Annotated in this window: 27 protein-coding genes; 22 read left to right on the top strand and 5 right to left on the bottom strand. The window is 46.9% G+C overall.

Annotated features, from left to right (window positions below):
* The first annotated feature begins 10 nt into the window (after window positions 1–10).
* From AACX38_RS10900 to AACX38_RS10860, 9 genes are all read left to right on the top strand, one after another.
* Entirely contained in the window at window positions 11–373 is a 363-nt protein-coding gene (locus AACX38_RS10900) for a PRD domain-containing protein (RefSeq protein WP_099120379.1), read from the top strand.
* 103 nt (window positions 374–476) lie between these two features.
* Window positions 477–1649, top strand: coding sequence for a YhfX family PLP-dependent enzyme (locus AACX38_RS10895; protein ID WP_099120380.1), 1173 nt, complete (start codon window positions 477–479; stop codon window positions 1647–1649).
* A 151-nt stretch (window positions 1650–1800) separates the two neighbouring features.
* Window positions 1801–2751, top strand: a complete 951-nt coding sequence (locus tag AACX38_RS10890) for a phosphotriesterase-related protein (protein ID WP_228864278.1) — start codon at window positions 1801–1803, stop codon at window positions 2749–2751.
* 45 nt (window positions 2752–2796) lie between these two features.
* Entirely contained in the window at window positions 2797–3159 is a 363-nt protein-coding gene (locus AACX38_RS10885) for a DUF2620 domain-containing protein (RefSeq protein ID WP_228864277.1), read from the top strand.
* 10 nt (window positions 3160–3169) lie between these two features.
* Entirely contained in the window at window positions 3170–4540 is a 1371-nt protein-coding gene (locus tag AACX38_RS10880) for a YhfT family protein (protein ID WP_228864276.1), read from the top strand.
* Window positions 4541–4558: 18 nt separating this feature from the next.
* Entirely contained in the window at window positions 4559–5653 is a 1095-nt protein-coding gene (locus tag AACX38_RS10875) for an aminotransferase class V-fold PLP-dependent enzyme (RefSeq protein ID WP_228864275.1), read from the top strand.
* A 135-nt stretch (window positions 5654–5788) separates the two neighbouring features.
* A complete protein-coding gene (locus tag AACX38_RS10870; RefSeq protein WP_228864274.1) occupies window positions 5789–7177 on the top strand; it encodes a pyridoxal phosphate-dependent decarboxylase family protein in 1389 nt (462 codons plus the stop codon).
* A gap of 124 nt (window positions 7178–7301) precedes the next feature.
* The gene (gene abiEi / locus AACX38_RS10865; protein ID WP_228864273.1) at window positions 7302–7838 is read left to right on the top strand and encodes a type IV toxin-antitoxin system AbiEi family antitoxin; all 537 of its coding nucleotides are present in this window, start codon (window positions 7302–7304) and stop codon (window positions 7836–7838) included.
* The gene (locus tag AACX38_RS10860) at window positions 7828–8748 is read left to right on the top strand and encodes a nucleotidyl transferase AbiEii/AbiGii toxin family protein (RefSeq protein WP_228864272.1); all 921 of its coding nucleotides are present in this window, start codon (window positions 7828–7830) and stop codon (window positions 8746–8748) included. Before abiEi ends, AACX38_RS10860 begins: the two co-directional genes overlap by 11 nt.
* A gap of 80 nt (window positions 8749–8828) precedes the next feature.
* On the opposite strand, the gene paaZ is transcribed toward AACX38_RS10860, so the two are convergent.
* On the bottom strand, window positions 8829–10892 hold the full coding sequence (paaZ, locus tag AACX38_RS10855; RefSeq protein WP_228864271.1) for a phenylacetic acid degradation bifunctional protein PaaZ: 2064 nt from the start codon (window positions 10890–10892) through the stop codon (window positions 8829–8831).
* Window positions 10893–11219: 327 nt separating this feature from the next.
* On the opposite strand from paaZ, the gene paaA reads away from it, so the two are divergent.
* The 13 genes from paaA (at window position 11220) to paaY (ending at window position 23446) form a co-directional block, all read left to right on the top strand.
* Complete coding sequence (gene paaA / locus AACX38_RS10850; RefSeq protein ID WP_099120385.1) at window positions 11220–12173, top strand: 1,2-phenylacetyl-CoA epoxidase subunit PaaA; 954 nt, start codon at window positions 11220–11222, stop codon at window positions 12171–12173.
* Between the two features lie 39 nt (window positions 12174–12212).
* Window positions 12213–12500, top strand: coding sequence for a 1,2-phenylacetyl-CoA epoxidase subunit PaaB (gene paaB, locus AACX38_RS10845; RefSeq protein WP_099109556.1), 288 nt, complete (start codon window positions 12213–12215; stop codon window positions 12498–12500).
* Between the two features lie 16 nt (window positions 12501–12516).
* Entirely contained in the window at window positions 12517–13320 is an 804-nt protein-coding gene (gene paaC / locus AACX38_RS10840) for a 1,2-phenylacetyl-CoA epoxidase subunit PaaC (protein WP_228864289.1), read from the top strand.
* Window positions 13321–13371: 51 nt separating this feature from the next.
* Window positions 13372–13923 (top strand): 1,2-phenylacetyl-CoA epoxidase subunit PaaD, encoded by a 552-nt coding sequence (gene paaD / locus AACX38_RS10835; protein WP_304957195.1) that lies wholly within the window; start codon window positions 13372–13374, stop codon window positions 13921–13923.
* Between the two features lie 11 nt (window positions 13924–13934).
* Entirely contained in the window at window positions 13935–15050 is a 1116-nt protein-coding gene (paaE, locus tag AACX38_RS10830) for a 1,2-phenylacetyl-CoA epoxidase subunit PaaE (RefSeq protein WP_228864270.1), read from the top strand.
* A 55-nt stretch (window positions 15051–15105) separates the two neighbouring features.
* Window positions 15106–15879 carry a 2,3-dehydroadipyl-CoA hydratase PaaF gene (paaF, locus tag AACX38_RS10825; RefSeq protein WP_228864269.1) on the top strand — a complete coding sequence of 258 codons (774 nt, stop codon included), beginning with the start codon at window positions 15106–15108 and terminating at the stop codon, window positions 15877–15879.
* A gap of 3 nt (window positions 15880–15882) precedes the next feature.
* A complete protein-coding gene (paaG, locus tag AACX38_RS10820) occupies window positions 15883–16686 on the top strand; it encodes a 2-(1,2-epoxy-1,2-dihydrophenyl)acetyl-CoA isomerase PaaG (protein ID WP_099120390.1) in 804 nt (267 codons plus the stop codon).
* A gap of 8 nt (window positions 16687–16694) precedes the next feature.
* Window positions 16695–18362 (top strand): 3-hydroxyacyl-CoA dehydrogenase, encoded by a 1668-nt coding sequence (locus tag AACX38_RS10815; RefSeq protein ID WP_228864287.1) that lies wholly within the window; start codon window positions 16695–16697, stop codon window positions 18360–18362.
* Entirely contained in the window at window positions 18355–18846 is a 492-nt protein-coding gene (gene paaI, locus AACX38_RS10810) for a hydroxyphenylacetyl-CoA thioesterase PaaI (protein WP_228864268.1), read from the top strand. Before AACX38_RS10815 ends, paaI begins: the two co-directional genes overlap by 8 nt.
* Window positions 18843–20057, top strand: a complete 1215-nt coding sequence (pcaF, locus tag AACX38_RS10805) for a 3-oxoadipyl-CoA thiolase (RefSeq protein ID WP_228864267.1) — start codon at window positions 18843–18845, stop codon at window positions 20055–20057. Before paaI ends, pcaF begins: the two co-directional genes overlap by 4 nt.
* Window positions 20058–20321: 264 nt before the next feature.
* A complete protein-coding gene (gene paaK, locus AACX38_RS10800; RefSeq protein WP_228864266.1) occupies window positions 20322–21665 on the top strand; it encodes a phenylacetate--CoA ligase PaaK in 1344 nt (447 codons plus the stop codon).
* A gap of 220 nt (window positions 21666–21885) precedes the next feature.
* Window positions 21886–22818 carry a phenylacetic acid degradation operon negative regulatory protein PaaX gene (gene paaX, locus AACX38_RS10795; RefSeq protein WP_228864265.1) on the top strand — a complete coding sequence of 311 codons (933 nt, stop codon included), beginning with the start codon at window positions 21886–21888 and terminating at the stop codon, window positions 22816–22818.
* A 31-nt stretch (window positions 22819–22849) separates the two neighbouring features.
* Window positions 22850–23446: a phenylacetic acid degradation protein PaaY gene (paaY, locus tag AACX38_RS10790; RefSeq protein ID WP_099120395.1), complete on the top strand. Its 597-nt coding sequence runs from the start codon at window positions 22850–22852 to the stop codon at window positions 23444–23446.
* Window positions 23447–23571: 125 nt separating this feature from the next.
* Here paaY and AACX38_RS10785 read toward each other — a convergent pair whose 3' ends face one another.
* From AACX38_RS10785 to AACX38_RS10770, 4 genes are all read right to left on the bottom strand, one after another.
* The gene (locus AACX38_RS10785) at window positions 23572–24069 is read right to left on the bottom strand and encodes a GNAT family N-acetyltransferase (protein WP_370630632.1); all 498 of its coding nucleotides are present in this window, start codon (window positions 24067–24069) and stop codon (window positions 23572–23574) included.
* On the bottom strand, window positions 24069–24347 hold the full coding sequence (locus AACX38_RS10780; RefSeq protein WP_228864263.1) for a type II toxin-antitoxin system TacA family antitoxin: 279 nt from the start codon (window positions 24345–24347) through the stop codon (window positions 24069–24071). The genes AACX38_RS10785 and AACX38_RS10780 overlap by 1 nt, the downstream gene beginning before the upstream one ends.
* Before the next feature lie 206 nt (window positions 24348–24553).
* Window positions 24554–25093 (bottom strand): hypothetical protein, encoded by a 540-nt coding sequence (locus AACX38_RS10775; protein WP_228864262.1) that lies wholly within the window; start codon window positions 25091–25093, stop codon window positions 24554–24556.
* Window positions 25094–25148: 55 nt separating this feature from the next.
* Window positions 25149–25684 (bottom strand): hypothetical protein (locus AACX38_RS10770; RefSeq protein WP_228864261.1); only part of this gene is annotated, 536 nt, incomplete at its 5' end.

The following is a 25684-nucleotide window of genomic DNA, read 5'->3' as shown; positions in this document are numbered from 1 at the left end:
ACAAAAAGCGATGGTAGAACAACGGCTAACTATCCTGTTGCAAGGTGGTGTCATCGATCAGGATATCTACGATAATATGCTTGATGTCGTGCATATTCTGGAGGAGTTCTGGCTGATCCCAGTCCGCCATCCACAAGGTGAAATGGCGCTTACTCACATGGCAAGTGCTTTTATGCGATCACGTCGTGGAGAAATTGTTTCCCCTATAGAAAAAGACATTCTGGACAAAATAAAACAATCCGGGAATTATTCACAGTTACTCAAAATTCATCATTCCCTGTTGGAGAAATTTACACTTACCCTACACCCCAATGAGGAAGGCTATCTGTTAATAAATTTATATGGTTTAATACTTGCAACAACAAGTTACTGATTTTTTACACACCATAAATATTCAAAAAAATGAAGATTAAGAAACTTCATGTGTTTTTATTTTTCGCACACACGTACTGCTTTGCAGCTACAAAGAGAAACCTATGTTTATTAATGCGTTAAAAAAACAGAATCCTAAATTAATAGAAGTAGCAAAAAACCTTTGGCAGCAAGGTACGATTCTACCAGATACTTACGTCATTGATGTCGATCAGGTATTAAAGAATGGCCAGCATTTACTGCAAACAGCAGAGCAATATGGTATCGAACTCTACCTGATGACCAAACAGTTTGGCCGTAATCCGTGGCTGACTAAAAAACTGATTGAACTTGGCTATCCCGGTGTGGTTGCAGTGGATTTCAAAGAAGCCTACAGCCTGAGTCAACACGGTATACCTCTATGTCACATTGGCCACTTAGTACAAACCCCCGCTCATCTGATAGAAACCATGCTCCGGTGTGATCCTAAAATTATCACTGTATTTTCGCTGGAGAAAGCTCAGGCCATATCGGATGCAGCTGAAAAGCTGGGACGTATTCAGCCCATCATGCTGAAAGTCTTTGCTAAGCGCGATATGGCTTTTACCTGTCAGGAATCCGGTTTCCTCTTTGAAGAGCTAGATCCGGCTATTGATGCTTTAAAACAGATGCCGGGAATTAAACTATCTGGTCTGACTCATTTTCCCTGCCTTGCATGGAATGCTCAGTATCAGACCACTTTGCCGACCGTTAATTTGCAGACGCTGATCAGAGCACGAAACAAACTCAAACAACGCGGCATTTCTCTTTCTCAAATCAATGCCCCCTCAGCAACCAGCTGCAACACAATTCCCCTGTTAGCAAAATATGGTGCGACTCATTTAGAACCGGGTCATGCTCTGACCGGAACAATCCCTGCAAATAGTATTGGCCGGGAGCCTGAACAGATTGCGATGGCTTATGTCACGGAAATATCCCATCACTATGAGGACAAAAGTTATTGTTATGGTGGAGGCTACTACCAACGCAGCCATATGAAACATGCACTGGTTTTTCCAGAACACAACAGTTCATACAAAACAGCACGGATATTACGGTTAGGTGAACCCTGCATTGATTACCACTTATCTCTATATGGATTACATCCTATTGGTAGCCCGGTGATCATGTGCTTCCGGACTCAGATTTTCGTCACCCGCAGCGATGTCGCCCTGATCTCAGGTATTCAGTCAGGAAATCCAAAACTTGAAGGCATTTATGACAGTCAGGGCAACTGGAAAAACAACGGTTACTCTTAATAATTACTCAACATAGGTATTACATTTAATATTATCTTTCCCTCAAATAATGTTATTTTCGCTCTAGTCAATTTACCGCATGATGCTGCGCGACTATTTATTTACGGAAATAATTTTTACGGAATAGTTATGCTTTATTTATGGAATAGTTATGGAATGCCAGAAAAAGATCAGGAATACACCCATACATTCCGCTCTGTATTCCCCACCCAAGATTGATACATCAGGTTACACCTATGTTCATGAGCACTTGCATATTGATCTGTCCGAAGCCAAAGGTACCCTTGACTGTCGTCTGGATCAGTATGAACTGATTGTTGATGAACTTCGCCATCTGCATGCGCTTGGTCTGCGCAATATTGTGGAGGTAACCAACCGTTACATGGGGCGCAATGCCTCCTTTTTACTGAATCTGGTACGTGATACCCACATCAATATCATTGCCTCGACAGGCTATTACAAACGGCCATTCTTCCCCGCTCATTTCAGTACATTAAGCATTCAGGACATTGCTGAAGAGATGATTGCTGAAATTGAGACAGGCATCGACGGTACGGCATTAAAAGCCGGTATTATTGCTGAAATTGGCTCCAGTCTTGGGGTAATTACCGAAGATGAACAAAAGGTATTTGCCGCAGCCGCTCTCGCACATCAGGCTACCGGATGCCCCATATCCACCCACACCACCTTAAGTACAATGGGACGTGAACAACTGGCGCTCCTCAAAGGGTTTGGTGTTTCTCCTGAATCTGTGGCGATTGGTCATTGTGATCTGAAAGACAATCTGGACACGATTATTCCCCTGCTTGAAGAAGGTGCCTGGGTACAATTCGATACCATTGGTAAAAACAATTACTATCCTGACAGCGGTCGCATTGCGATGTTACAGGTGCTCGCCAGACGAGGGCTACTCGACAGAGTCATGCTCTCTCAGGATATAACCCGCCGTTCTCACCTGAAAAGCAATGGAGGAATTGGTTTCGATTACTTACTCACGGTATTCGTTCCGATGTTGCTGACTGCCGGCTTTACCCAAACACAGATAGACCGAATGTTACGCGATAACCCTGCCCAATTCTTCCGGCACCGCTATTCCAAATAACTAAGCAATAATTCGACAGAAAATAAGAAAGAGAGGGATAACAGCATGAAATTTGTCGTTGGTGGACAAATAGAAAAAGAAAAAATTGCCGAATGTATCCGGCAACTGGCCGGAGACAAAGCCGCCTCCGTGGTCATTATGAATGACATTGAAGCCTCTATGGCGATTAAAAATGGTGATGCCGATTATTATTTTGGTGCCTGCAATACGGGCGGCGGCGGGGCGCTGGCTATCGCGATTGCCCTTATCGGTCTGGATCTCTGCGCCACCATTGGTATGCCGGGAAAAATCCTATCCGACGATGAGATTATTGCTCATATAAAAGCAGGTAAAAAAGCATTTGGCTTTACGGGGCAGGATATCGACATTGTTCTTCCGGTGATCATTAACACAATCATTTCTCAATAAGGAGCCTACCATGCAACATTTTCATGAGTTCCTGATGAGACTGATGGAAGTCGATCCTTTTAAAGCGGGATTACTGGCTTCAATTGGTGCGATTGCCGCCATGATGGCAAACCGTGGTATCGCCGTTTTCCATGATGGCCTGCGTCCGCTGCTCCCTGAATATCTGGAAGGACGAATGAGCCGTAAGGCACTGGCAGCAACAAGTTTTGCCCTGAGCATTGGTCTGGTCGTCGGGTTTGGTATCCCCTTCTCGCTGACAGCCCCCATCGTACTGGTTCACAGCCTGTTGCTCGGTACCGATATGATTGGTATCTGGTGTGCCAACAGCCGCAGAGGATTCGCGGCTTCAGGTATCATTGGAGCCTTATACGCCATTGCCTTACTGGCCGGATTACGTTCCGTCGTTGAGCTGTTTGCGATGCTGCCGGTTAATTTCACCGATGACCTGAAAAAAGTCGGTGATCCGATTGTCGCCTGCTTTGCTCTGTTCCCTGCGATGGTCGTCGGCTATCAATATGGCTACCGCAAAGGGCTTTTAGTGATGCTCACCGCTTTAGTCGGCTATGTAGCGACCAAAGCCGCAGGTCCGCTCAGTTTTGGGGGGCTAATCGAAAAGCCGGTCAGTGTCGATCCGAATGGTGCGGCTTTGTTGCTTTCGATGATTGCCATGTTCTACTTCGCCATGCGTGAACGTCCGGATAATGCCCCATCCGCAAATCAATCCTCCGCAGCACCAAAAGGTGCTAATGAAATGTTAGTCGGGCTGTTCTCAACCCGCATTGAACGTATTCAGAAAAATAAATGGCTGCTAATCCTTTGTGGTGGCCTGACTGCAAGTGCAGCGACCATGTCTTTCAGCCTGCTGGCAGAAGGGCCGGTATCCCTGCAATTGATGGCACAGGATGAGCAGACTAGTGCCCTGCTGGTGGCGCTGGCACGTGCCATCGGGTTTGTCCCGCTGGTCGGTACAACAGCAATCGCTACTGGTGTCTACAGCCCCAACGGGATGAAATTCGTGTTTGTGGCAGGTCTGGCAACCAGTAATCCGTGGCTGGCCTTTGTAGCAGGTGGCCTGACGATGTTTATTGAGATCCAGCTACTGGCAAAAATTGCTATCTGGCTGGATAAATATCCCGGCGTCAAAGCGTGTAGTGGCCATATTCGTACCGCGATCACCAAAATGCTCGAAGTTGCCCTGTTGGTTGGTGGTATGATCGCTTCCAACGCCATTCTGCCGGGTATGGGCTTTATGATTGTTGCGGGGATTTATCTGCTTAACCGCACGTCTAAACGTCCTTTGGTTGAAATGGCAATCGGCCCGATCGCAACCATTGCCGTAGGTATTCTTGCTAACGTACTCTATTTAGTCGGAATAAATTAACAGGAACAAAGTGAGAGAATGAAAACAGCGCCGTTACAAAGCATGACGATGGCACAGGCCCAGAAGCAACAGTTTAAGCTGGTGGATATCATCTGTCGTCACTTTCCCGGCGCTGATTTTCTCTCACAGGGAGATCTGGGTTTAGTCCCGGATCTCCAGCAACCCAGAATGACGCACCGTATTGAATCTGTTCTCGCCGAATATTTTAACGCAGAAGCCGCAGCTTTTGTGAATGGTGCCGGAACAGGCGCCTTGCGGGCCGGGCTGGGAGCAATGCTTCGCCCTTGTGAGACATTACTTGTCCATGACGCACCGATTTATCCCACGACGAAAACATCGATTGAACAAATGGGTCTTAATGTCGTTTATGCAGATTTTAACTGTACAAAGGAGCTTGAAACTGCCATTCAACAGCATAAGCCCACAGTTTGTCTTATCCAGCATACACGGCAGAAAATTGATGATCGTTACTCTCTGAAAGAGATTATTTCCATCCTGAACAAGCATCACATTTCTTCACTGGTAGATGACAACTACGCCACCATGAAAGTGCCCCACATCGGCTGTGAATATGGCGCAACGCTTTCTGCCTTTTCCTGCTTTAAATTACTTGGGCCACAGGGAGTAGGCTTAGTTATCGGTAAGCAGACAATCATCGATAAACTGCGTCAAAACATGTACTCCGGCGGTTGTCAGATTCAGGGCTATCAGGCGATGGAAGCACTACGTGGGCTTGTATTTTCACCGGTCATGCACGCAGTACAGTCTGAAGTAAATGAAGAATTAGTGCTCCGGCTGAATCAGGGGGAAATACCCCAGGTAAAACAGGCTATTATTGCCAATGCCCAGTCCAAAGTAGTTTTAGTCGAATTTCATGAACCCATTGCGGATGCGGTACTGAAGACTGCGCATACATTGGGCGCATTACCTTATCCCGTTGGGGCAGAGTCAAAATTTGAAATCCCGCCCCTGTTTTACCGAATTTCCGGCACATTCCGCCAGACCGATCCCACGCTGGAGAAACGTATGATCCGCATCAACCCCAATCGCAGCGGAGCCGAAACCATCATGCGTATCTTGCAGGCAAGTTGTCGGAAACAGACATCCGGCTGATATTCTGCCAATCAGGGCTAACAACCCACCATCAAATATTTTCCCGTCTGGATAAGCCGTCACTCTTCCCATAGAATCAATGATAGCTATCCAATTGAATAAATTACATAAATGATAATAAACAGGGAAAATATTATGATGGAAGGGCCGATTCGGGAAACCTCTCTTGCTGCGGTTAAAACAGCCAGTGAAATCGCATACCAATATGTCAGTGAAATTCGAAACCAGCGTGTCTATCCCGATTCTGATGCCTTATTAGGTCTGCAAAATTTCGACAGTCCACTGCCTCAGAATGGCACTGATTGTCAGGAGGTACTGGCACAACTTCACAAATACGGCTCACCGGCGACAGTTGCCAGCACGGGCGGACGCTATTTCGGGCTGGTTGTCGGCGGCTCAACGCCGGCGGCGATGGGAGCCAATATTGTTTCCAGTGCCTGGGATCAAATAGCATTGATGGAGTCCTCCTCTCCCGTTGCTCATCAATTAGAAAAAACTGCCGGGCGCTGGGTATTGGAGCTTTTGAATTTACCCTCAGATGCATTCGTTGGTTTCGTCTCCGGCACCACGATGGCACATGTCAGTGCATTAGGTGCTGCGCGCCAGTATCTGTACCAAAAGCAGGGCTATGATCTGGCAGAACAGGGTTTGCATAATGCACCACCGTTGAAGGTTGTTCTGTCCGAAGAAACCCATGTCTCTGTTTTAAAGGCGCTGAGGTTACTCGGCTTCGGTCGTTCACAGTTCATTTTTGTACCCTGTGATAATCAGGGGCGCATCATTGCCAGCGCTGTTCCTGAACTTTCAGATAACATGATTCTGGTATTACAGGCCGGTAATGTGAACTCTGGCAGTTCTGATCCTTTCCGGTCCCTGATTCCACAGGCCAAAAAAGCAGGCTGTTGGGTGCATGTGGATGGTGCTTTTGGTCTCTGGGCACGGGCATCAAAAGAAAAATCTGAATTAGCCGAAGGTGTTGAAGGCGCAGACTCATGGGCGGTAGATGCCCATAAATGGCTGAACACGCCTTATGACTGTGGCATGTGTATTGTACGCAACAAACAGGCCCTCAGAGATGTCATGACAACCTCTGCCGCCTATGTTGAAACTCAGGAAATATGGCAGGCAAAAGACATGCTGCCGGAATTCTCCCGTAAAGCCAGAGCCGTAGAAGTGTGGGCCGCTATTTCTGAGCTGGGTGCTCAAGGGATTGAAGCATTAATTGATCGCTGCTGCCTGTATGCTGAAATGCTGGCTGATGGTCTTAAATCACTGGGTTTCACTATTCTTAATGATGTTGTTCTTAATCAGTTGGTGGCCTGTCTGCCGGATATCACTTTGCAGCGCAGGATGCTGCAACTGGTTCAGCAATCCGGTGAATGCTGGTTCGGGCAGACGACATGGCAGAGTCAGGAAGCCATAAGGCTCAGTGTGAGTTCGTGGGCAACCACAGAAGCCGATATTCAGCATAGCCTGAAAGCAATTGCAGCAGCAATTGATGAGGCAAATAAAAACATCAAATAAATAAGAACACCCCCATCAAGTATACACAAAGAACACATATATATGATATTTGTGTATACTTAATTAAGTATGTTATATATACATAAACCTCATTCAAAAGTGATATAAGTGTAGACTTAATACCATGAATCACATGACTGCTATTCAATATCTGAATAAATTTGATCAGCAAGGTCGCTACGTCTTTACCATTAAAGATCTCGCTAAAGTTTTTTCAGAAGATAGTAAAAGAGCCTTTGAAGCCGGTCTGAATCGCCTCGTGAAGCACGGGGTGTTATTACGAGCCTGTAAAGGCATTTATGTATTCGCACTGTCACAACATAATGGGCTGGACACGCTGGAGTTAATCGCCAGAGCGATGAGGCGAGGTGAGTACAGCTATGTCAGCCTAGAATCTGCATTATCTGAATACGGTGCTATTTCCCAAATCCCGATTGATCGACTGACTATAATGACAACTGGCCGTGAAGGGACTTATAGAACACCTTTCGGCACCATTGAATTCACACACACTAAAAGATCCGTACCCGATATTATTAACAACATTAAAGAAATTGGTAGACCACTCCGTCTGGCCAGTAAACAAACAGCTTACCGGGATCTAAAACGAGTCGGCAGAAATACTCATTTAGTTGAGAAGGAAGTTATCAATGAAGATTAATCGTACTGATTTCTCACAGCTGGTTGACATCGCAATGCAAAATGACCAGGTGACACGTATGAGACCTGTTGTCGAAAAAGAACTTCTTCACTATGACATCTTATTTTGTCTTGAGCAGAACGGGTTACTGGATGAGCTTGTTTTTCAGGGAGGAACATCCTTACGACTCTGCTACGGAGGCAGCCGCTTTAGTGAAGACTTGGACTTTGCTGGTGGAAAAGATTTCTCATCCAGTCAATTAAAGGACATGAAACAGTGTATTGAAGATTACATTGGAAAACGATATGGCCTAGAAGTAACGGTAAAAGAACCCGATATCTTGAAGCAACAGCCCGAATATTCTGAACTGAAAATCAATAAGTGGCAGATCGCTATCATTACATCTCCCAGTAGAAAAGACTTACCCAAACAACGCATTAAGATTGAAGTTGCCAATATTCCTGCTTACACCCGAAATATTTTGCCATTACGTAATAACTACCCTTCTCTGCCCGATGGTTACAATGACACATTGATACATGTAGAAACCTTAGATGAAATCATGGCGGATAAATTGATTTCATTACCTGCCACCAGAAATTATGTTCGCTATCGTGATATTTGGGATTTAGTTTGGTTACAACAACAAAATGCCAAATTAGATGCTGATTTGGTGATGAAAAAAATCGCTGACTACAAGCTAATAAACTTTACTACGTTATTAGAGCAGCGCCTCCAGTCCTTACCTGAACTCATCACAGGTAAAGCATTTATCGCCGAAATGGAGCGCTTTCTGCCCAGTGATACCTTTGCACGCACTTTGGGGAATAAGAAATTTATCCCTTACTTAATTTCAAATTTAAAAGAGTTATTTCAAAAACTGCAAATCTCACTCTCCGGCAATGATAACCAACCCAAATTCAGAATGTAAAAAAATAGCCTGAGGGATACCACTTATATTGTTTTTCACCTCAGGCACTCTCTTATTCAGAAAAGGCTAACAAGTACAGATCAAACATAATCCCTCAATTGCCGTTCCACCAGCGTGAGAATGCTGTAAAGCGCGACAGGCTGTTGCTTCTGATTTAAAACCTGCACATCCCACATAACGACACCATGTGGTTTATCATCCGGCGTTTTCTGCACTTTCTTGATCTTCTTCTTACAGGTCAGCCGGACCTGAATCGTATCGCCAATCTTCACTGGCTCAATAAAGCGTAGGTTTTCCATGCCATAGTTCGCCAGTACCGGCCCAACGGGTGCATCGACGAATAAGCCGGCAGCGGCAGAAACAACAAAATAGCCATGTGCTACACGCTCACCGAACAGGGATTCAGCCGCGCCAATTTTATCCATATGAGCATAGAAATGATCACCGCTCAGGCAGGCAAAATTAACGATATCCGCTTCCGTCACCGTCCGGCGGGCGGTTAGCAGACTTTCACCGATTTCAATTTGTTCGAAATATTTGCGGAACGGGTGGACAGGATCTTCCTTCACTTTTGCACCACGTACCCACTCACGGCCAATCGCTGCCAGCATACTTGGGCTGGCCTGAATTGCCGTGCGCTGCATATAGTGTTTCACAGCACGTAATCCGCCAAGCTCCTCACCACCGCCTGCGCGTCCCGGCCCGCCATGTACCAGCATGGGTAACGGAGAACCATGCCCGGTTGATTCAGCAGAAGCCGCTTCATCCAGAATCAGCATACGGCCATGAGCGCAGGCTGTTGCACGGATGACCTGCATCGCAATCTGATCATCTGACGTGACCAGCGAACCCACCAGACTTCCCTGCCCCATTAAAGCCAGCTCAATCGCCTGTTCAGTCTCCTGATATGTCATCAAAGTAGAAACCGGGCCGAAAGCTTCTGTTTCATGTACTGCCTGATTGGTCATCGGATCTGCGCAATAAAGCAGAGTTGGCGGGTAAAATGCCCCATTACTGTTTGTCTTATCCGCCAGTTCCAGTTTAGCTAAAGAGCCACCATGCAGTAATTCACAACCACTTTGTAGCAATAAATCAACTTTGGACTGAACTTCATCGCGCTGTTCAAGGCTGATTAATGACCCCATACGGACATCAGGTAAAGCCGGATCTCCCACCACAACACCGGACAAACGTTTCATCAACGCCTGCTTAACCGACTCAAGCTGGCTTTCCGGTACAATAATACGCCGGATGGCAGTACACTTTTGCCCTGCCTTCACGGTCATTTCACGGACAACTTCCTTAATAAATACGCCAAATTCTGGCATATCCGGCGTCACATCCTCCCCCAGAATACAACAGTTGAGAGAGTCAGCTTCCATCGTAAACGGAATGGATTTTTCAATCAGACGAGGGTGGGACTTCAATTTATGTCCGGTCTGGGCTGAGCCGGTAAAAGTCACCGCATCCTGATAGTCGAGATGATCAAACAGATCGCCAATTCCGCCGCAGATCAACTGCAATGCGCCTTCCGGAACCAAACCACTGTCGAGGATCAGTTTCACCATTGCCTGTGTTAACTGTGCTGAAGCGGTAGCGGGTTTAATAATGGCCGGCATGCCTGCCATCCAGGTCGGTGCCAGTTTTTCCAGCATCCCCCAGCAAGGGAAGTTAAATGCATTAATGTGCAGAGCAACACCGGGGCGGGAAGTCAGAACATGACGAGCGACAAACTGGGATTGTTTGGAAAGTGGGATCATCTCATCTTCCGGCCACAACACATCATCCGGTAACTCGCGTCCTGCCAGACCCGCATAAGAAAATAGCGTTGCAATGCCCCCTTCAATATCTACCCAGCCATCCGAGCGGGTCGCTCCGGTTTCTGCTGAGATAGCATATAAAGCTTCTTTATTGGCAAGCAGATGCTTTGCAACGGCTTTCATCATCTGGGCACGCTGCTGGAATGTCATGGCTGAGAGTGCTTTTCCACCTTTTTCTCTGGCATATCTAAGGCTATCAGCCAGTGGCAGATCATCTGAACAGACCTGATACAGCGCTGCACCACTTACTGCATGGTGAATAGTTCTGGCGTTACCGTTTCCATAAACCCACTCACCACAAATATAACTGGTCAATTGTTGCATTTTTTTCTCCGCCGATATCATTAATGAATCACCATTAAAACAATATGCAATATTTATGTATCACATAACCCAGACAAAAAACCACCCAAAAAATTAACAAAAGCGAACATTTTCCGGGCTACACATATCAATATCCTTACTTATCCATAACAATAAAAATTAATTACAACTTTTTGAAAAATAAATAACATAAATTGTGATGCGCTCAACAAATATACAAATAAAAGGTTTGATATTTTTGTTATCAGTTTGTAGATTTAAGGTTGCATTAAGTGATTCGTTTTTATTATACAATCTTAAAAATAAGAATCATATGTGGAGCGTTATATGACAACTGATCAACCAGATCATCAACGACAGGCGCACTTTGACGCCAAGATCGAGGCAGATATCACCATTGAAGCTAAGGATTGGATGCCCGATGCCTATCGCCAAAACCTGATACGTCAGATCGGTCAACACGCACACTCGGAAGTTGTCGGCATGTTACCGGAAGCCAACTGGATCACCCGTGCCCCAACCCTGCGGCGCAAGGCTGTATTACTGGCAAAAGTGCAGGATGAGGCAGGCCATGGGCTTTATCTCTACAGCGCCGCAGAAACACTGGGCTGTACTCGTCAGGACATCTATCAGAAATTGCTGGATGGAACGATGAAATATTCGTCAATTTTCAACTATCCCACCTTGAGCTGGGCAGACATTGGCGTCATTGGCTGGCTGGTGGACGGTGCTGCAATAGTCAATCAGGTCGCTCTGTGTCGTGCCTCTTACGGCCCTTATGCCCGCGCTATGGTGAAAATCTGTAAAGAAGAGAGCTTCCACCAACGTCAGGGATATGAGGCGGTTACCGTGCTGGCAAAAGGGAGTGAAACTCAGCGGGCCATGCTACAGGATGCCATTAATCGGTTCTGGTGGCCGACGTTGATGATGTTCGGTCCTAATGACAGTGATTCACCCAACAGCGCCCAGAGCATGGCATGGAAAATTAAACGGTTTAGTAACGATGAGCTGAGACAGAAATTCATCGATAACACCGTTCCTCAATTAGAGGCACTGGGTATGACAGCCCCTGATCCTGAACTGGCCTGGGATGAAACAACAGGGCATTACCGCGTTGGTGAAATCAACTGGGACGAATTCAATCAAGTGATCAAAGGCCACGGCATATGTAACCACGAACGTCTGGAGGCCAAACGCCGGGCATGGGAAAACGGAAGCTGGGTACGTGAGGCAGCGTCCAGCCATGCCAGAAAAATGGCTGCCAAAAAACAGGCTGCTTAGTCCACTGTATTTAATAATCGATGAAAACGGAGGCAAGATATGAACAACACCGATTGGCCACTGTATGAAGTCTTTGTTCGCAGTAAGCAGGGGCTGGCTCATCGTCATGTCGGCAGCCTCCATGCAGCGGATGATCAGATGGCACTCGAAAACGCGCGTGATGCTTATACCCGGCGCAATGAAGGCTGCTCTATCTGGGTGGTGAAATCCATCTACTTGGTTGCATCACAACCGGAAGATCGCAGCGCTTTTTTTGAACCGTCGGAAGATAAGATTTACCGTCATCCGACGTTCTACACGATCCCTGACGGCATCAAGAATATGTAAGGGGGAAAATATGAACATGCCTCATACCGCTTCCCTCGATCATAGCCTTATCAATCATAATCTTTTCAACTACGTACTGCGTCTCGGAGACAGCCCGCTGATTCTGGCGCAGCGCCTGTGCGAGTGGTGTGGTCACGCGCCAGAACTGGAAATTGATTTGGCTCTGGCTAACATCGGTCTCGATTTGCTGGGTCAGGCACGCCATTTTCTCAGCTATGCCGCCACACTTGACGGAACTGATGCTGAAAAAAACAGAGAAAGTGATGAAGACCGGTTGGCTTTTGGTCGTGATGAGCGGGAGTTCCGCAATCTTCTGCTGGTGGAGCAACCTAATGGGGGCTTTAACGATACGCTGGTGCGCCAGTTTTTTATCGATACCTATCACGTCTTACTCCATCAGGCATTAGGCCAGAGCCGCGATACTCAATTAGCCGCCATCAGCAATAAGTCATTAAAAGAGGTGGAATATCACCTGCGTTTCAGCCGTGGCTGGATGATCCGTCTGGGGGATGGCACAAAACAGAGTCACGAGAAAATGCAGCAGTCTGTCAATCAACTGTGGCGCTTTACCGGCGAACTTTTCCATTGCGATGAGGTAGAGCAGCAACTTGCGGAGGCTGGCATTGCGGTGGATCCCCGGACACTGCATGAACCGTGGCAGCAAATGGTCAAAGACACCTTTGCTCAGGCCACGCTGGAAATACCACAGGAAACTCCGTACCAGCAAGGCGGCAAGCAAGGGCGGCATACAGAACATCTCGGATACATACTGGCAGAAATGCAGTTTTTACAGCGGGCATATCCAGACAATAACTGGTGAGCGCAGCCAACAAAGAGGCAGCTCGAAAGACGAAGGGTATAGGAGGGTAGGATGGAGCAGCAACTTAGTTCCTTGCAATCAATAGCGTTGCAACCAATAGCATTACAGCAACCCGAAATCCACCAGATCTGGCAGTGTCTGCATCAGATTGCCGACCCAGAACTACCGACGTTATCAATTACCGATCTCGGTATGGTACGCGAAGTTACCGCTTCCCAGAATGAGCAGAACGGTCAGACCGGGTGGCAAGTGGTATTCACCCCCACTTATTCAGGCTGCCCGGCCACGGACTTTCTCATTAATGAAATCCGGACAACACTGGCTCAGGCCGGTTTTTCCCCTGTACATATTGACGTAAGCCTAAGCCCGGCATGGACGACTGACTGGATGAATGCCGATGCCAGACAGCGTCTGCGGGAATCCGGTATCGCGCCACCACAGGGAGCGGCCTGTGAAAGACCCGCAGACACCGAATCCATTACCTGCCCGCGTTGTGGCAGCCATCAGACAGAAAAAATCAGTGAGTTTGGTTCCACCGCGTGCAAAGCACTTTATCGCTGTCAGCACTGTCTGGAACCCTTCGATTATTTCAAATGTATTTAAGGGAGCAGCAGATGGCTATTCTTCCTCATCCCGGTTCTCAACAAAAACAGTCTCACCGGACACAGTTTCATCGCTTACGCATTGCTGCTATTGAGCCGGAAACGTCAGATTCTGTAGCGGTCACACTGCAAATTCCCGATGAACTGAAAGAATATTTCCACTATCAGCCGGGTCAGCACCTGACACTCAAGGCAGAGGTTAACGGGGAAGAACTACGCCGTTGCTATTCCATCTGTAGCTCACCACTGGATGACACATTACAAATTGGTGTCAAAGCTATCTATCAGGGGCGCTTCTCTACCTTTATTAACCAACAATTGAAAGTTGGGGATGAGCTGGATGTCATGCAGCCACAAGGTAATTTTGGTCATCCCCCTGATACCAGCAAGCCGGGAAATTATCTGGCGATTGCAGCCGGTTCGGGCATTACGCCTATCCTGTCGATTATCAAAAGCACACTGGCTCTGGAGCCAGAGAGCACTGTTACGCTGATTTATGGCAACAGTACCAGCCGCTCTGTGATGTTCAGGGAAGCACTGGCTGATCTCAAAAACCGCTACCTGCAACGTTTTCAGGTCATGTATCTATTCAGTCAGGAAACCACTGACAGCCCGCTGCTCAACGGTCGTATCAATACCGAAAACCTGCTGCGGATCGGCAAGATACTCCTTAATTTTTCCCAGTTTGATCACGCTTTTCTTTGTGGACCTGAAACGATGCTGGATGATGCCAAATCAGCACTTGAGCAGGCCGGCATGGCGCCTGAACACATCCATAGTGAACGTTTCAATACCGGTAATCATCCACTCTACACTGCTTCCCGTCCTGCCAGTCTGGCCGGACGCAATGAAACGAGTGTCGAAATTCATTTAGATGGTCGCACTCTGAATATTGTGATGAATACTGAGGATAACAGCATTCTTGATGCGGCCCTGCGTCAGGGCGCAGATTTGCCCTACGCCTGTAAAGGCGGTGTTTGTGCCACCTGTAAATGCCGGCTCAAATCCGGTGAAGTGGATATGGGGGTGAACTACAGCCTTGAACCGGATCAACTGGCCGCCGGTTATATTTTAAGCTGCCAGTCATGGCCGAAAGGCGATGGTGTTGTTGTTGATTTTGATGTCTGAAATCTCTCATTAATCAGAAATATTCCAGAGATAAGAGTGCAAATCAGGAGATACCATGAATCAGGAATGGGTTTTAAGTCTTCAACAACAGCGGGTACGCACACTGACCCTCAATCGCCCGGAAGTACGCAACGCTCTCAGCAATGACTGTCTGGAGCTGCTCGTACAACGTCTGGAGCAGGCGGATGCCGATGCCGGAACCGGTGTCATCATCATTACCGGCTCACTACGCTGCTTCGCCGCAGGGGCTGACCTTAAAGAACTACAGCAACAAACCGTTGCCAGTGCAATAACTGACCGTCGCCCCCAACTCTGGCAACGGCTGAACAATATCAGCAAACCCATGATAGCCGCCGTTAATGGTTATGCCCTCGGCGCGGGGTGTGAACTGGCACTGGCCTGTGATTTAGTGGTCTGTGGTGAAAACGCCAGTTTTGGCCTGCCGGAAATCACACTGGGGCTAATGCCGGGAGCGGGAGGAACACAGCGGCTTATCCGCAGTGTAGGCAAAGCCCTTGCCAGCCAGATGATCTTAACCGGCGAAGCCATTAACGCCCATCAGGCGCAACAGGCAGGGTTAGTGAGTGAAATTTGCATCGATAATCTGACGTTGAAACGTGCACAACAAATAGCAGACCGCATCAGTGAATTTTCGCCGCTGGCTTTGCGGGCGGCTAAGGCTGCGCTCAAGACTGCATACGAAACCAGCCTGTCACAAGGGCTGTCCGCTGAACGACAACACTTTGTTGCCTTAGCAGGTACAGCCGATCGTCAGGAAGGTATTTCAGCCTTCCTTGAAAAACGTAAACCGACATTTAAAGGATGCTAGTAGATGGAAAATGAAAATATACCCACGATACTCACTGAAGTGAAAGCAGGTGTCCTTAGCATTAAGCTCAATCGTCCAAAACTGATAAACAGTATCAACGAGGAAATGCACCTGCAACTCAGTGAAGCACTGAAAATTGCAGAACAGGATGAATCGGTGCGCTGTGTACTGATTTCAGGAGCCGGACGTGGTTTCTGTGCCGGTCAGGATTTAAATGATCGTAGTTCTGTTATCAACGTAGGTGGCGTTCCTGATCTCGGCTATTCCCTTGAAACTTACTATAACCCGCTAATCCGCCGTCTGACCACCCTTCCCAAGCCGGTGGTTTGCGCTGTTCATGGCGTAGCAGCGGGAGCGGGTCTTTCCCTTGCTGTGGCGGGTGACATTGTGCTCGCGTCCCGCAATACCACCTTTATTCAGGCTTTTTGTCGTATTGGTCTGACACCGGATGCAGGCGGCAGCTGGTTCCTGCCCCATAAAATTGGTCATGCCCGCGCGATGGGAATGGCAATGCTGGGAGACAAAATCAGTGCTGAACAGGCACTGGAATGGGGCATGATCTGGCAGGTCTTTGAACCTAAAGAACTGGAAGAAAAAGCATGGGAAATCGCCCAACGTCTGGCATCTCAGCCGACAGTCTCCCTTGCGTGCATCAAGAAATCCACTTACGCCGCCGCAACCAATACGTTGGATCAGCAGCTTGAACTTGAGCGCGATCTACAACGCCAGTGTGGGCATACAGAAGATTTTCAGGAAGGCATCCGTGCGTTTATGGAAAAGCGCGAACCACAGTTTAAAGGAAAATAAATATGAATATGCCAGTACATCATCGTCCGACATTCAGTGATTCAACAGCTAACGAATCAATACCAGAAGGCCCAATCGCTGTTATTGGCGCAGGAACGATGGGTATCGGCATTGCTCAGGTTGCAGCACTAGCAGGACATTCCGTCCTGCTATTTGATGCAAATGTTGAAGCCGCACAACGTGCGCTGGATACACTCCACACCCGCCTGCATCAGCGTGTCACAGCAGGTAAAGCCGATGCAGACAAAACTCAGGCGCTGTTGCAACGCATCACTCTAGTTGACTCATTACAGGCATTAGCTACCTGTATACTGGTGATTGAAGCGATTATCGAACAGCTGGAAGCCAAACAAAAATTATTCCACCAGCTGGAATCTCTGTGTTCAGAACAAACCATTTTTGCCAGTAATACCTCATCACTGTCGATTACAGCTATTGCCCGTGTTCTGAGTAAACCCCAACGCATGGCCGGGCTGCACTTTTTCAACCCTGCTCCGCTAATGAAACTAGTGGAGATCGTGCAAGGTCTGGAAACCTGCCCACAAATCATCGCAACGCTTAAATGCCTCATGATCAACTGGCAAAAACAGCCCGTCATTTGCCGCTCTACGCCCGGTTTTATCGTCAACCGCATTGCGAGGCCTTTTTACGCAGAAGCCCTACGTGCACTGGAGGAGCAAGTTGCATCTCCGGCGACACTGGATGCCGTCCTAAAAGATGCCGGTGGCTTTGCTATGGGGCCATTACAGCTGACTGATCTAATCGGACATGATGTCAATTACGCCGTTACAGAATCCCTGTTTCACGCTTTCTACGGTGATCCCCGCTTTCAGCCATCATTACGACAAAAAGAACTGGTGGAAGCCAATCATCTGGGGCGCAAAAGTGGCCGGGGGTTTTATGTCTATTCCGACACCAATAATGCAGAAAAAAATAGCGTAGATAAAAAACCGCAATTAGTTCCTGAGATTGAAGAAAAACAAGCCGCAGAGCCAATCACATCAGCACAAATAAATGCGAACGGAGACTGGTCTACCCTGCCGCATTTTGCCGCTTTATTACAGGAAAAGTTGCAGGAAAACGGGGTATTCTGCGGGGAAAAATGCAATATCCCATTACCTTCACCTGCATTACAGATTGATGATGTTCTCTTTATGCTGGCAACCGGCAAAACCAGCTCCCAGCTGGCTGATGAAATTCAGGCTCCGGTCGTGCAGTTTGATCTGTCTGCAAACTATCAGGCAGCTTCGGTCATCGCGATCAGCGCAGCCAGCCAGAACACTCAACAACAAACGGCAAAAGTCGCCCGTTTTCTCCATTCTCTCGGCAAACAGGTCATTTTACTGCCGGACTATCCGGCCATGCTGACGATGCGGACTGTAGCAATGCTGTGCAACGAAGCGCTGGATGCGCTTAATAAAGGCATTGCCAGCGCCGAAGATATCGATCTGGCAATGTGCCGCGGTGTGAATTATCCCATCGGGCCACTGGCATGGGGAACTCAGCTCGGCTGGCAGCATATTTTCAATACACTGGAAAACTTACAGCAGTTTTACGGGGAAACCCGTTATCGTCCGTCACCCCTGCTTCGGCAGCTGGCGGCGGGCCATGTCACATTACAGTCTCCATCTCTCCGGCAACATGAATATCAACATAAGAAGAAAGATCATGCCTAATAAAACGAATACTTCCCCGAAGCAACTTGCCCGAAACTGTATTGAGACCATGTATACCAAAGATGCCTGCGCTAATCATATGGGAATGCAGATTGACTATATCGACATCGGGATCGCTCAGTTAAGCATGACCATTGTGCCTACCATGCTTAACGGCCATAAGACCTGTCATGGTGGCATTATATTCAGTCTGGCAGATACCGCATTTGCCTATGCCTGCAACAGTGAGGGGATTGCAGCTATCGCTTCCGGCTGTAATATCGATTTCATCCATCCGGTTTTTAATGGTGACCGGCTTACTGCTAACGCGTCAGTCCAGCATCAGGGTAAAACTAACGGGTTATATGATGTCAAAATTACCAACCAGAATGGCAAAACTGTGGCCTTTTTTCGTGGTCACTCCCACCGTCTGGGTCATTCTGTTTTAGAAGAACCCGCCAAAGCAACGACTCCTACTAAAACAATCAGGAAAGAAAAATCATGACCCATGCATTTATTTGTGACGGAGTGCGTACACCTATTGGCCGTTATGTTGGAGTCCTCGCCAGCCTGCGCCCTGATGATCTGGCTGCTCTGCCACTACGGGCATTGCTGGCACGTTATCCCGGACTGGACTGGCAAGCGATTGATGATGTCATTCTCGGTTGTGCAAATCAGGCGGGGGAAGATAACCGCAATGTCGCTCGCATGGCGACATTGCTCGCTGGCCTGCCATATTCCGTGCCCGGCACAACTCTCAACCGGTTGTGTGGCTCAGGTCTGGATGCACTGGCTTTTGCTGCCCGCAGTATCAAAGCAAATGAAGCTCAGCTGATACTGGCTGGTGGTGTGGAATCCATGACCCGTGCCCCATTAGTGATGGGAAAAGCGGAAACGGCTTTCAGCCGTCAGGCTCAGATATTTGATACCACAATTGGCTGGCGTTTCATTAATCCGCTGATACAGAAACAATTTGGTACAGATTCGATGCCGGAAACCGCAGAAAACGTTGCGGCCCTATTTGAAATCAGCCGGGGCGCTCAGGATGCTTTCGCGCTGCGCAGCCAGCAACGTACCGCTAACGCGCAGCAACAAGGCATTCTGGCTGAAGAGATCATCCCTGTGACTCTACCTGACCGCCGGAAAAAAGGGGAAGACACGATTATTTCACAGGATGAACATCCCCGCCCTGACACGACATTAGAACAGTTGCAAAAGCTGAAAACACCATTCCGGACTGAAGGCACCGTCACTGCCGGTAATGCTTCCGGCGTCAATGACGGAGCCGCCGCCCTGATTATCGCTTCAGAAGCCGCAGCATTAAAACACGGGCTGACACCTAAAACGCGTATTGTGGCAACCGCCACCAGCGGTGTTGAACCGCGCATCATGGGGATTGGGCCACTGTCAGCCACGGATAAAGTATTGTCACTTACCGGGCTGAGTCTGAATCAGATGGATGTGATCGAGCTGAACGAAGCCTTCGCAGCTCAGTCACTGGCAGTGATGCGCCAGTGGGGATTACCGGATGATGCAGAACATGTGAACCCGAATGGCGGTGCGATAGCACTGGGGCATCCGCTGGGAATGAGTGGTGCCCGGCTTGCACTGACAGCAACGCTTGAACTGGAACGGCGAGCCGGACGCTATGCCTTATGCACCATGTGCATCGGCGTTGGTCAGGGAATTGCCATGATTATTGAACGTATTTCATAACCAACACCTATATATGTACTCGATAAACTTCAAGTTACAACGGGTTATATGAGGCGAGCCCTTATATCTCCCCGCGCCGTGGGGAGATATAACACGAATCTTGGAGTTGAATTGGTATATACACAATGGATTTCAAGTTGCATCGCGGCGGCAAGGGAGTTCATCCCCGGGAGCATAGATAACTATGTGACCGGGGTGAATGAGCGCAGCCAACAAAGAGGCAGCTTGAAAGACGAAGTGTATAACAACAAAAGGGCGGGAATTATGAGCAACAACGTACAGCACCTCAACTCAAGCTTCACTCAACATTCCGAAGCCAGTCTCGATTCTGTTGAATTTGCTTCACGCGATGAAATTCAGGCTCGACAGTTTACGCAGACGAAATGGACATTGCATCATGCGTATAACAACGTGCCAATGTATCGCCGTAAATTTGATGCGATTGGTATTCACCCCAGTGATTTCCGGCAGCTTGAGGATATCGCTAAATTTCCTTTTACCACTAAACAGGATCTTAGGGATAACTACCCTTTTGATACTTTTGCCGTTCCGATGGAAAAAATTGTGCGTATCCATGCTTCATCCGGAACAACAGGGCGTCCGACCGTTGTTGGTTATACCCAGCAAGATATCGACAACTGGGCTGATCTGGTCGCTCGTAGCCTGCGTTTTGCCGGGGCAACAGCCAAAGACAAAATACATGTCGCTTACGGTTACGGCCTGTTCACCGGCGGTCTGGGAGCACATTACGGCGCTGAGCGTCTGGGGGCTGCCGTGATCCCGATGTCTGGCGGGCAGACAGAAAAACAGGCACAGCTGATCTGCGACTTTAAACCCGATGTCATTATGATGACGCCCTCTTACTGCCTGACGCTGCTGGATGTATTGGAACGGCAAATGGGAGGCGATGCCAGACAATGCTCTCTGCGGGTCGGTATTTTCGGGGCTGAGCCGTGGACGGAAGGACTGCGGCATGAAATTGAAACTCGTATGGGCATCAAAGCGCTGGATATTTATGGTTTGTCCGAAATTATGGGGCCGGGTGTCGCCATGGAATCACTGGAATATGCCGATGGTTCCACTATTTGGGAAGACCATTTTTATCCGGAAGTGATCGATCCTGACAACCTGAATGTATTACCGGACGGCGAAAATGGTGAGCTGGTTTTCACCACACTCACCAAAGAAGCCATGCCGATGATCCGCTACCGTACCCGCGACCTGACACGCCTGTTACCGGGAACCGCCCGCAATATGCGGCGCATGGACAGGATTACCGGTCGTTCCGACGACATGCTCATCATCCGTGGCATCAATGTCTTTCCATCACAGGTAGAAGAACAGATCACGCGTTTCAGCGAACTGTCGCCACACTATCAACTGGAAGTGGACCGCGTCGGGAATTATGACAGTCTGTCCGTCAAGGTCGAACTGAAAGATCCGGCGCAACTGAGTATCCAGCAACGTTGCGATATCTGCCACCAATTACGCCATCACATCAAGGCCATGATAGGGATCAGCACCGAAGTCAGTATCGTCAATTGCGGGGATATTCCGCGTTCAGAAGGCAAAGCAGTTCGGGTTCTTGACCACCGTCAACAGAAATAATCGTTCACAATCAATAATACGACGACGGGTACATCCAGTTTATACCCAATGGATTTCGAGTTACATCGCGGCGGCAAGGGAACTCATTCCCGGGAACATAGCTAACTGTATGTTTATAAAAACGGTGACTGGGGTGAGCGCAGCCAACAAAGAGGCAACTTGAAAGACGACGGGTATATGCTACTGTCATGACTCATTTGCGTTTAGACAATAACAAAATATGACACACAAACTCGACGATTTTATTCGACATGCCCTTGATGCCCAGCCGATTAGCGGAACATCGCTGATCATTTCCCTGTATGGCGACGCGCTCAGCCATCGGGGAGGAGAAATCTGGCTGGGCAGTCTCAGCCTTCTACTGGAACCACTGGGATTCAGTGACCGTTTTGTCCGGACATCTGTATTTCGTTTACAAAAAGAGGGTTGGCTGGAGGTAGAGAAAATAGGTCGTCGCAGTTATTACCGCATCACTGAGCGGGGTATGAACCAATTCCGTCATGCGGAGAGTAAAATTTATCTCAGCGAACAGCCAGCATGGGATGGCAAATGGGATTTATTGCTGTTGGAAGAAACCTGTAAAGAGGAACGTACCCGCCTGAAAAAAGAGCTGAACTGGTTTGGATTTGGTCAACTTAACAGCACATTAATGGCAGCTCCCAGCAGTTCACAAAGTGATATTCCGGCTCTGCTCGGAGAGCTCAGCGCCAGTGATTCCGTGATCTACTTCCGGGCAGATTATCCTTATCCCCGCTCCGAACAGAGCCTGAAAGAACGGGTATCAGCCAGCTGGTCGCTGGATCAGGTTGCTGAGCACTATCATGAATTTATCATCACATTCCGGCCCTTGATGAAGCTATTGCAAGATTGTAATGCAGACGCACTGACACCAGAGCGCTGTTTCCAGTTACGCCTTCTGCTTATCCACTTTTACCGCCGTGTTGTACTGCGTGATCCACTATTACCGAACGCGCTGTTGCCTACACAGTGGGAAGGCCAAATCGCCCGGAATTTATGCATCAACATCTACCAGCGTATTGGCCCTGCCGCAACTCGATACATTGGTGAACAATGCGAAACCACCATAGGTAAATTGCCCCAGCCTGCTGCTGCGTACTATCGTCGTTTTGGAGGATTACACAGCGGTTCTTAGTAACGTCTGACAATTGTTTGAGGAAATACTTATGCCTGTATATCAACTTGATGGTTTAACTCCGGTTATTGATCCCAGTAGTTATGTTCACCCTACCGCTGTTTTGGTCGGTGACGTCATTATTGGCAAGCAGGTTTATATCGGCCCGAATGCCAGCCTGCGTGGTGATTTCGGTCGGCTGGTGGTGATGGATGGTTCGAATATTCAGGATAATTGCGTCATGCACGGTTATCCTCAACAGGACACAGTGGTTGAAGAAAACGGTCATATCGGGCATGGAGCTATACTGCACGGGTGCCAAATCCGGCGTAATGTTTTGGTTGGCATGAATTCAGTTGTAATGGATGGCGCAGAAATTGGTGAAAACTGTATCGTGGGAGCAATGGCCTTTATCAAGGCAGAAGCGATTTTTGCAGCCAATCAGCTAATCGTCGGCACCCCCGCCCGCGCTCTGCGTACTCTGACCGAACAGGAACTGGAATGGAAACAGGTCAGCACTCGCGAATATCAGGAGCTGGTAACTCGCTGTAAAAATACATTAAGGCAGGTAGAACCATTGACTGAAATAGAACCGGGGCGTAAGCGGATGGTCTTTAGTGACGATTTTGTGCCTAAGAATCAATTGTGAGCTATCGGGTAACTTATTTGATTGTATGACCACAATTAGGATAAATAATAAGCTTTATATCACTGATAAAGAGAATTACCGGAAGATTCTCTTTTTTCAAAAATCCATTAAAAACACACTTAAATTCAACGCGTAATATAAGCTTTTCTTAGATCAGCAAGTGTGGTCATCAGTAACATTGGATCTAACGGTGATGTCTCAAATCCAGCAGCTTCATAAAATAGTTTCGCCTCATCTGAAAGTGCATGAATAATCATGCCACGCACACCGATAAGCTCAGCAGCTTGTATTACCCTTAAAGCGGCATCTTTCACTAATGCGCGTCCTATCCCTTTTTTTTGTAACCGCCGATCAACGGCCAAACGCCCCAACACAACAACAGGTATTGGATTAGGCATATTTCGCTTAAAATGACCAGGTGCAGCATTAACCACAACAGCACTTGCCGCCAGAGAATAATAAGCCAGTACCCGGTTTTCATAGCATGCCACATAGGTTTTTGAAGCACCTGTCAGATTATTTTTTAAAGCTCGATTTTTTAGCCATTGATCAAGTGTAACCACGCCGGAATCAAACCCTTCAAGCTGATGACTATCAATCAGAAGTTCTGGTTCAGAAATAATCATAATTCCTTGCCCCAAGGGCTTTCCATTTGCATGGTTTCTTTCAACTGTGGATTAGGTTGTGGTGGCATATCCAAACGCGCTAAAAATTCAGTATACGCCTCTGGGCTGGCAGAGATAACAGCTTGTTCCAGCAGCGTTTCCTCTGCAATGCGGCGGGCGGCTTCTAGCATGAAATCCGTGCGGTTCTTTCCCTGAATAGCTGCGGCTTTATCTATCAGGTTCCGTATTTCTGGTTTTATACGAATATTCAATGTATCACGTTTTGTTGTTTGCATGGCTTACCTCGATTGTTCATTTTTAAATCAAGAATACCACTCAATAACGTAATGTCAAAGTCATTACGAATGTTTATTTTATATACTCTCACTTACTAAGACTTTAAAACCATCTTTCACTATTGTTCAACTTATCTGCGATTTTTTTATATTTCAATAAACGTACACATTAATTACAGCTCATCAAACTGCGAGCAATATTACTATTATTGAATATCAAGCACTTCAAAAGGTGTTATTGTAATTTTTTGTCCATGAAATTCACAATCTTCCATCATCTGAATAACACCTTCTTTAGCCTGCAAAATTTGATGATCTACTGGTTCCTCATAAGACACAACGTACTCATCAATATCCATAAACGGGTGACTATATAAAATAGATTTAATCTTTTCATTATAGCTTCCATCAGGAAGCTCCCAACTAATCAATCGATTCGCTGTCTTCCAATAAATTACAACATCGTTAAATTCATCATGACCCATTTTTTTATCAAAGTGATACCCTATCAAACAAAAATTATTATTTACATCTTGTTTTCCTAAAATTTTAATAATATAGCTAAAAGCCAAAATATATATTTCTTTATATTTTTTTATTTTTAAAGGCTCGAATTTACCATCGGGAATTGAGGTATATATACCCCAGTTTTCATTTTTTTCTAACGCCTGCAAATTCAGTTTATCCTGTTTTAAACAAAAAATAACATTAAACAAAACAAAAATCATGCCAATTAAATAGTTCATGTGCTATGTACTTTTATTTAAATAAATACTACCCGCAATTTGGCGGACAAACCAATTAATCTTTAACATCAATTACCTCTGAGGGTTTTATCGTTATTTTTTGACCATTAAATTCACAATCTTCCATCATCTGAATAACCCCTTCTTTCGCCCATAAAGCCTGAGCTCCCTCAGCCTCTTTATATGGAACGACTGAATCTTTCATATCAATGAATGGTTTACTGAATAATATTGCCTTATAATTATAGTTATCTCCACTATCTGGTATAACCCAATCAATTAGATAATTGGCATTTTCCCAAAAAATAATAACGCTTTCAAATTCATCATGTCCTTTTGTTTTATGGAATTGATAACCAATTAAACAGTATTTATTATCTTCATTTTTCATATCAAAAGAGTTAATAAGGTAACTCAATGATGGAAGATAATATTTTTCGTATTTTTTTATTTCTAATGGATTAAATCTATTATCTGGTTTTTTATAATATATACCCCAACCACCAGTTTTTTCCCAAGTATTGAAATCTAATTCATCTTGATTTGAAAAAACTGATAAAGAAAAAAGCATCATGAAAGTAAAGATAAAAT

This window comes from Xenorhabdus sp. PB30.3 (genome assembly GCF_963895965.1).
In the GTDB taxonomy this organism is placed as follows: Bacteria; Pseudomonadota; Gammaproteobacteria; order Enterobacterales; family Enterobacteriaceae; genus Xenorhabdus; species Xenorhabdus stockiae.
This window is presented reverse-complemented; position numbering and strand designations above follow the sequence as displayed.

Coding starts and splice junctions, on each gene's coding strand:
- AACX38_RS10900 (WP_099120379.1), top strand. CDS start 11: ATGGTAGAACAACGGCTAACTATCCTGTTGCAAGGTGGTGTCATCGAT.
- AACX38_RS10895 (WP_099120380.1), top strand. CDS start 477: ATGTTTATTAATGCGTTAAAAAAACAGAATCCTAAATTAATAGAAGTA.
- AACX38_RS10890 (WP_228864278.1), top strand. CDS start 1,801: ATGGAATGCCAGAAAAAGATCAGGAATACACCCATACATTCCGCTCTG.
- AACX38_RS10885 (WP_228864277.1), top strand. CDS start 2,797: ATGAAATTTGTCGTTGGTGGACAAATAGAAAAAGAAAAAATTGCCGAA.
- AACX38_RS10880 (WP_228864276.1), top strand. CDS start 3,170: ATGCAACATTTTCATGAGTTCCTGATGAGACTGATGGAAGTCGATCCT.
- AACX38_RS10875 (WP_228864275.1), top strand. CDS start 4,559: ATGAAAACAGCGCCGTTACAAAGCATGACGATGGCACAGGCCCAGAAG.
- AACX38_RS10870 (WP_228864274.1), top strand. CDS start 5,789: ATGATGGAAGGGCCGATTCGGGAAACCTCTCTTGCTGCGGTTAAAACA.
- abiEi (WP_228864273.1), top strand. CDS start 7,302: ATGAATCACATGACTGCTATTCAATATCTGAATAAATTTGATCAGCAA.
- AACX38_RS10860 (WP_228864272.1), top strand. CDS start 7,828: ATGAAGATTAATCGTACTGATTTCTCACAGCTGGTTGACATCGCAATG.
- paaZ (WP_228864271.1), bottom strand. CDS start 10,892: ATGCAACAATTGACCAGTTATATTTGTGGTGAGTGGGTTTATGGAAAC.
- paaA (WP_099120385.1), top strand. CDS start 11,220: ATGACAACTGATCAACCAGATCATCAACGACAGGCGCACTTTGACGCC.
- paaB (WP_099109556.1), top strand. CDS start 12,213: ATGAACAACACCGATTGGCCACTGTATGAAGTCTTTGTTCGCAGTAAG.
- paaC (WP_228864289.1), top strand. CDS start 12,517: ATGCCTCATACCGCTTCCCTCGATCATAGCCTTATCAATCATAATCTT.
- paaD (WP_304957195.1), top strand. CDS start 13,372: ATGGAGCAGCAACTTAGTTCCTTGCAATCAATAGCGTTGCAACCAATA.
- paaE (WP_228864270.1), top strand. CDS start 13,935: ATGGCTATTCTTCCTCATCCCGGTTCTCAACAAAAACAGTCTCACCGG.
- paaF (WP_228864269.1), top strand. CDS start 15,106: ATGAATCAGGAATGGGTTTTAAGTCTTCAACAACAGCGGGTACGCACA.
- paaG (WP_099120390.1), top strand. CDS start 15,883: ATGGAAAATGAAAATATACCCACGATACTCACTGAAGTGAAAGCAGGT.
- AACX38_RS10815 (WP_228864287.1), top strand. CDS start 16,695: ATGCCAGTACATCATCGTCCGACATTCAGTGATTCAACAGCTAACGAA.
- paaI (WP_228864268.1), top strand. CDS start 18,355: ATGCCTAATAAAACGAATACTTCCCCGAAGCAACTTGCCCGAAACTGT.
- pcaF (WP_228864267.1), top strand. CDS start 18,843: ATGACCCATGCATTTATTTGTGACGGAGTGCGTACACCTATTGGCCGT.
- paaK (WP_228864266.1), top strand. CDS start 20,322: ATGAGCAACAACGTACAGCACCTCAACTCAAGCTTCACTCAACATTCC.
- paaX (WP_228864265.1), top strand. CDS start 21,886: ATGACACACAAACTCGACGATTTTATTCGACATGCCCTTGATGCCCAG.
- paaY (WP_099120395.1), top strand. CDS start 22,850: ATGCCTGTATATCAACTTGATGGTTTAACTCCGGTTATTGATCCCAGT.
- AACX38_RS10780 (WP_228864263.1), bottom strand. CDS start 24,347: ATGCAAACAACAAAACGTGATACATTGAATATTCGTATAAAACCAGAA.
- AACX38_RS10775 (WP_228864262.1), bottom strand. CDS start 25,093: ATGAACTATTTAATTGGCATGATTTTTGTTTTGTTTAATGTTATTTTT.